This window comes from Xylanivirga thermophila (assembly GCF_004138105.1).
Classification (GTDB): domain Bacteria; phylum Bacillota; class Clostridia; order Caldicoprobacterales; family Xylanivirgaceae; genus Xylanivirga; species Xylanivirga thermophila.
The window spans coordinates 1-4,802 of record NZ_RXHQ01000058.1 but is presented as its reverse complement, the minus strand read 5'-3'; the positions used below and the strand labels follow the sequence as shown (position 1 = coordinate 4,802).

Sequence of the window (4,802 nt, the reverse complement as noted above, 5' to 3'; positions counted from 1 at the left end):
GTTCATTACAATTACCACCCATTATTTATGTATGCTATAATTATAATGCATCTTGGGGATAAATTGCATCAATCAGATATTTCCAATAATCTACTACCCTAAGATGTCAATGCCTGAGTAGTAACGATTTTTTATTTGTCCAGTCAGCAGGATGTTTATAGCATGCAAGCATTCCTTTTTCATCGTCAGTAAGTTCATCAGGTTTTTTATGCTCAATTTTCTTCTTTAAAAGATACATTAAAATCTTATCAATTGGATTTAACTTCTTATAATTGAAGCCACCCCGCAAGTGGAAGAAATGCACTTTCCCCTTCATTTCTTCGGTAAAATTATTGTTTATAATATCGTTTATTGCTTCAGGATGTGCAGGAGACGCACCTACAGAAAACACTATCACTTTTTTATCTTTTAATTTGTCAAAGTTCTTTTTTATGAGCGAGATACCCAAAATACCAGCAGCATACAGTGAACCGCCATAAACAATTGTATCATATTTGAGTATGTCATTTAGTGTAATTTTAGACCTTTCAAATAAATCCGCCTTGACTTCATCTGCAATCCACTGTGCATAGCGTTGTGCGCTGCCATATTTTGATTTATAAATAACAACTACTTTATTAATGTTGTCTGACATATTATTTTTCCCCCTCTTTTATCACCTTATCTCCTCCATACAAAGTCCGATAAAATATATATGCTTTTACTTTATCATCTTCAACATATCATTGACTTCATCTATGCTGAATTCTTCAGGGTCGAAAGAACCCCCCACCCATTCAAGCATGGATTCATGCTCTGGATGCTGCGGGTCTTGGATTGCTTCAAGGAAATCTTCATATCCCCACGGTCCCCCTACATCTTCAGGAGGACAGTTTCTTTTACCACCGATACATACTGGATATTTAACGCCTTCTTCCGGGTCAAGCACCTTCTCAACAACAATGTCATGTCTCCAATTATCACCAAAATCGTAAACATATCTGAATTTATCCTTTGGTGCAAAGTTCATGCTGCTTAACTTTATTCTTTTTGCACTTTTAACTTCATATCTGTCGTAAAAGTCCCAGTCATCATCTTTTTCCCCAATAATCATTTCTCCCAGCCTAAACTCATAAAGGTGGGATTCAAACCATCCCATCGCATGCTGGATTATCCTGTGGAGTTTATAAAACGTAATATCGTCTCTAACCAATACCCTTCTCCAGACAGGAGGCTTTACGTCTTTTAATGTTATTTTCAACTGAAGAATTTTCATACTCTCACGGCTCCTTTTACATGTATTTATGCACTTCTATTTTATCATTTCTCTATATTCTGCAATAGTAAAACAATATTCTATTATCATTAAGCATTAATTTTTATTTATCTAAATATCTTAATATAAATATAACATATATGCTCTGATGTAACCAAAAAAAACATGTCAAAACTCCCCCTCATACCCTTATCCCATCTCTCCTTAAAACTACTCATGCTAAACAAAAATCATGGCTCCCATAAGGTTTCTACCCTATTTTCACCATGATTCTTAACAATACTTTTTATTCATGACACAAGTTTTTTGGGTATACAGTAAGAATATCATTTTAAGTCTATGGCCTTAACAGGACATTTATCTATTATCGCTTTCAATTCATTTATCTGTGTCTCATTAAGTTTAGACTCTTTCCATTTTGCTTTCTTATCCACCACCTTAAAATAATGAGGCATTAATTTTTCACACAGTCCACATCCAATACAATATTTTTCTTTAATATTAATACCAGTTACTTTGCCAAGGTCACGCTCTTCCTGAACAGGAATATCTTCTTTTTTTACAAATACAGTCATTAGATATGACATTATCAGTATGGATATTACTGTCAATATCCATCTTAGCCCCATAAAATTCGGTCCTAAGAATTTTGCTTCATTGGCAAGCATGGGTACTTTTATTACCGCCCATGCACTTAATATGATGACTACATTTGCGATGCTGGCACCTTTCTTTAAAAGCATTTTGCAAATTGGGAATGCCGCATAAATAGGTCCTGCTGAAAAACTGCCCAATAAGAACGAGAATATACCCCCCTTTATTCCTGCTTTCTCCCCAAATCCATTCATGATTACTTCTTTAGAAACCCATGCTTCAATAATTGATGTAAGTATAAAAATCACAGGCATAATTTCAAGCATTTCTATAATATAATATATGCTGTTTTTGACAGATAAATAAGCCTTATCGGGCATTGCGATAAATAGAAAAATATATGCCAAAGATACTGCTGCCAGCAGTTTGTTCTTTTTAATTATTTCAATCATTTCACATAATCACTCCCATCGTCAGCGCTATTATAAGTGCAAATACAAAACTAAGAACATTACGGGTAGTAGCAAATTTCAAACCAAACTCTTGTTTTTCTAATGGGAATGTCACTATTCCAACCATCGTTAAAGTAGTTAAGAATGCAACGGCAGGGACAATACTTGCACCTGCATCTACAAAAGAACCTACCAGAGGAAATGCTACAAAGGCTGGAATCAATGTAATACTACCTACTAAGGCAGAAATAACGGTTGAAATGAACAGATTGGATTCTCCCAAAACATTCTTTGCTTATCTTTAATAAGGGATGCAATAAATGCAGCCCCTGTTATTCCCCATAATGATGCTGTAAAAATATCCACCTTTCATCACTCCTTCTCCCTGTAGTTTTTAGGATTAGGTGATTTTACCACAAAGAATTCCAATACTTCTTCGTCTTGATTATGGACATTCATTTTTGTTTTGTATGGTATATTAATAATATCTCCCTTGGTGTAATGATGTGGTTCTTGTTCATTTAACTGCAAAGTCATTTTTCCCCGTACAATTATCATATAGACGTTGGAATTGGAATAGTGTTCAGGAAGATTTGTTCCTTTTACAAGAACCATATGATTTAGGTGAATATTCTCATCATCCACAATCCTTTCAATTATTTTGTCATCTGTAAGACTGTATACATATTTTTTCTCCAGCATAAAAACTCTCCTTTCATTATGTTTAAATCTATATTATAATAAATTACAGTAACATACAGTTACCACGGTAACTAATTTTAGATAGTGTAAAGTAAAATATGAAAAAATGCTTCGCAAGATTTAAATACTTTCATCCTCTGACAAAATTTTAATCTGCTCAATTGAATTTTTGTCAAGGCTGAAATTAACGGGCTTTCAGCCCGACCTTGACAAAAATTTATGAGCAGATTTTAAAGCATTTTTAAGAGGATGCAAGCATGGATTTGATGAAAATTAGGGGGTACACGAATTCTGAGGTTTAATAACTCTCTAATGCTTGAAAATAAATCATTTGACGCATTTTACACAAATACTACTTAACACAACCTAATTTTAAAAAAGGTGGTATTTATGAATATAAAAAATTATCTAAGTATTTTAAGACTAACAGAGTTATTTGATGGATTTTCTACTGAAGAACTGCTTAATCTTTTTAAAACTCATAATTATATTATCTCTAAATACAATAAAGGCAGCATTATCCATTTTGAAAGCGAGAAATGCAATTACTGGGATATTATTTTAAAAGGCCAGGTATTTGTTCAAAAGATTGATGAAAAGGGAAATGTATTAACTATTACCGAATTTAAGGTCGGAGACAGTATAGGAGGCAACCTATTGTTTTCAAGGTATCCTTATTATCCCATGAGTGTGGTGGCAAAATCAGATGCTGAAATTTTACATATCGATAAAGATTTTGTACTGCAACTTTGTCAGACTAGCCAGGATTTCTTAATACAGTTCTTAACTTGCATATCGGACAAAACTGCTATCTTGACAAGCAAAATTAAATCAATCTCCATGAAATCTATAAAGGAATCTATCATTGAATTCTTAAACTATGAGTACTACTCTCAAAAAAGTAAAGAAATAAAACTTAATATGACAAAAAAGGAATTAGCCGAGAGGTTAGGTATTCAAAGGACTTCTCTTTCCCGTGAACTCAATAAAATGAAAAAAGATGGGCTCATTGACTATAACACCCATTCTATCACTATCTGTGATTTTGATATTATTCGCAAACCCTGAGCAACGAACAGGGAACCAGTATTGAGTTCCCTTTAATCTGTTATTATCAACAATTCTCCATAATAATTTACATTGCCCTCATTATCCACTGTTACACTATAAACGGGGCAAGTCCCAAAACACATTGTTCTTTGCAATTTTATATATTCAAACATGATACTCCCACTTTTCATCTGCATATTCATATTCTTATATGAAAAATACTATATTCCATAGTGAATTAAGTATTTATTTTCACTAATTGCACTAGATACCTTTTCAATAAGCAATTCAAGTTCCTGCGATTGATAGTGGATATTTGCCTTGATAATAACCCCTCTAAATTGTTTAAGGGATTCTGGAGGAATAAGCGTTACACCGCAATAATCTAATCCGGTACCTGGCTGGGTTGTAACCTGAAAATATGTTTTAATTGCCAATAATTCTTCATTACACTTTATAATTAATTCTTCAAATAAATCGTCACTAACAGAAATACAATTATATTTTTCAGGTTCATAGTCACTATACCATTTGATTTCTTCAAAAGAATCTATTATTCCAAACTCATGCTTTTCCAAATTATTACTCCCACACAAGTATGTATAACCTCTTAATACATATTTCGTTACTACTCAGGCATTGACATCTTAGGGTAGTAGATTATTGGAAATATCTGATTGATGCAATTTATCCCCAAGATGCATTATAATTATAGCATACATAAATAATGGGTGGTAATTGTAATGAAC

8 protein-coding genes are annotated in these 4,802 nt (G+C 33.0%); 1 reads left to right on the top strand and 7 read right to left on the bottom strand.

All coding sequences use genetic code 11. The features are described from left to right. Positions 1–106: 106 nt before the first annotated feature. The 5 genes from EJN67_RS13720 to EJN67_RS13700 form a co-directional block, all read right to left on the bottom strand. Positions 107–634, bottom strand: a complete 528-nt coding sequence (locus EJN67_RS13720; protein WP_129724994.1) for a flavodoxin domain-containing protein — start codon at positions 632–634, stop codon at positions 107–109. A gap of 66 nt (positions 635–700) precedes the next feature. Then, positions 701–1,255 carry a plasmid pRiA4b ORF-3 family protein gene (locus EJN67_RS13715; RefSeq protein WP_023062414.1) on the bottom strand — a complete coding sequence of 185 codons (555 nt, stop codon included), beginning with the start codon at positions 1,253–1,255 and terminating at the stop codon, positions 701–703. Positions 1,256–1,581: 326 nt separating this feature from the next. After that, on the bottom strand, positions 1,582–2,301 hold the full coding sequence (locus EJN67_RS13710) for a permease (RefSeq protein WP_129724993.1): 720 nt from the start codon (positions 2,299–2,301) through the stop codon (positions 1,582–1,584). A 1-nt stretch (position 2,302) separates the two neighbouring features. Beyond that, on the bottom strand, positions 2,303–2,584 hold the full coding sequence (locus tag EJN67_RS13705; protein WP_243641327.1) for a permease: 282 nt from the start codon (positions 2,582–2,584) through the stop codon (positions 2,303–2,305). Positions 2,585–2,673: 89 nt separating this feature from the next. Further along, positions 2,674–3,003: a cupin domain-containing protein gene (locus tag EJN67_RS13700; RefSeq protein ID WP_068556435.1), complete on the bottom strand. Its 330-nt coding sequence runs from the start codon at positions 3,001–3,003 to the stop codon at positions 2,674–2,676. Positions 3,004–3,393: 390 nt separating this feature from the next. Between EJN67_RS13700 and EJN67_RS13695 the strand changes: the two genes are divergently transcribed. Beyond that, complete coding sequence (locus EJN67_RS13695; RefSeq protein ID WP_068556434.1) at positions 3,394–4,071, top strand: Crp/Fnr family transcriptional regulator; 678 nt, start codon at positions 3,394–3,396, stop codon at positions 4,069–4,071. A gap of 32 nt (positions 4,072–4,103) precedes the next feature. Here the strand turns inward: EJN67_RS13695 and EJN67_RS14340 are convergent, their stop codons facing one another. Together EJN67_RS14340 and EJN67_RS13690 are read right to left on the bottom strand one after the other, a co-directional pair. After that, positions 4,104–4,226, bottom strand: a complete 123-nt coding sequence (locus tag EJN67_RS14340; RefSeq protein ID WP_242944057.1) for a DUF6438 domain-containing protein — start codon at positions 4,224–4,226, stop codon at positions 4,104–4,106. Between the two features lie 48 nt (positions 4,227–4,274). Beyond that, complete coding sequence (locus tag EJN67_RS13690; RefSeq protein ID WP_129724992.1) at positions 4,275–4,631, bottom strand: hypothetical protein; 357 nt, start codon at positions 4,629–4,631, stop codon at positions 4,275–4,277. Positions 4,632–4,802 lie beyond the last annotated feature (171 nt).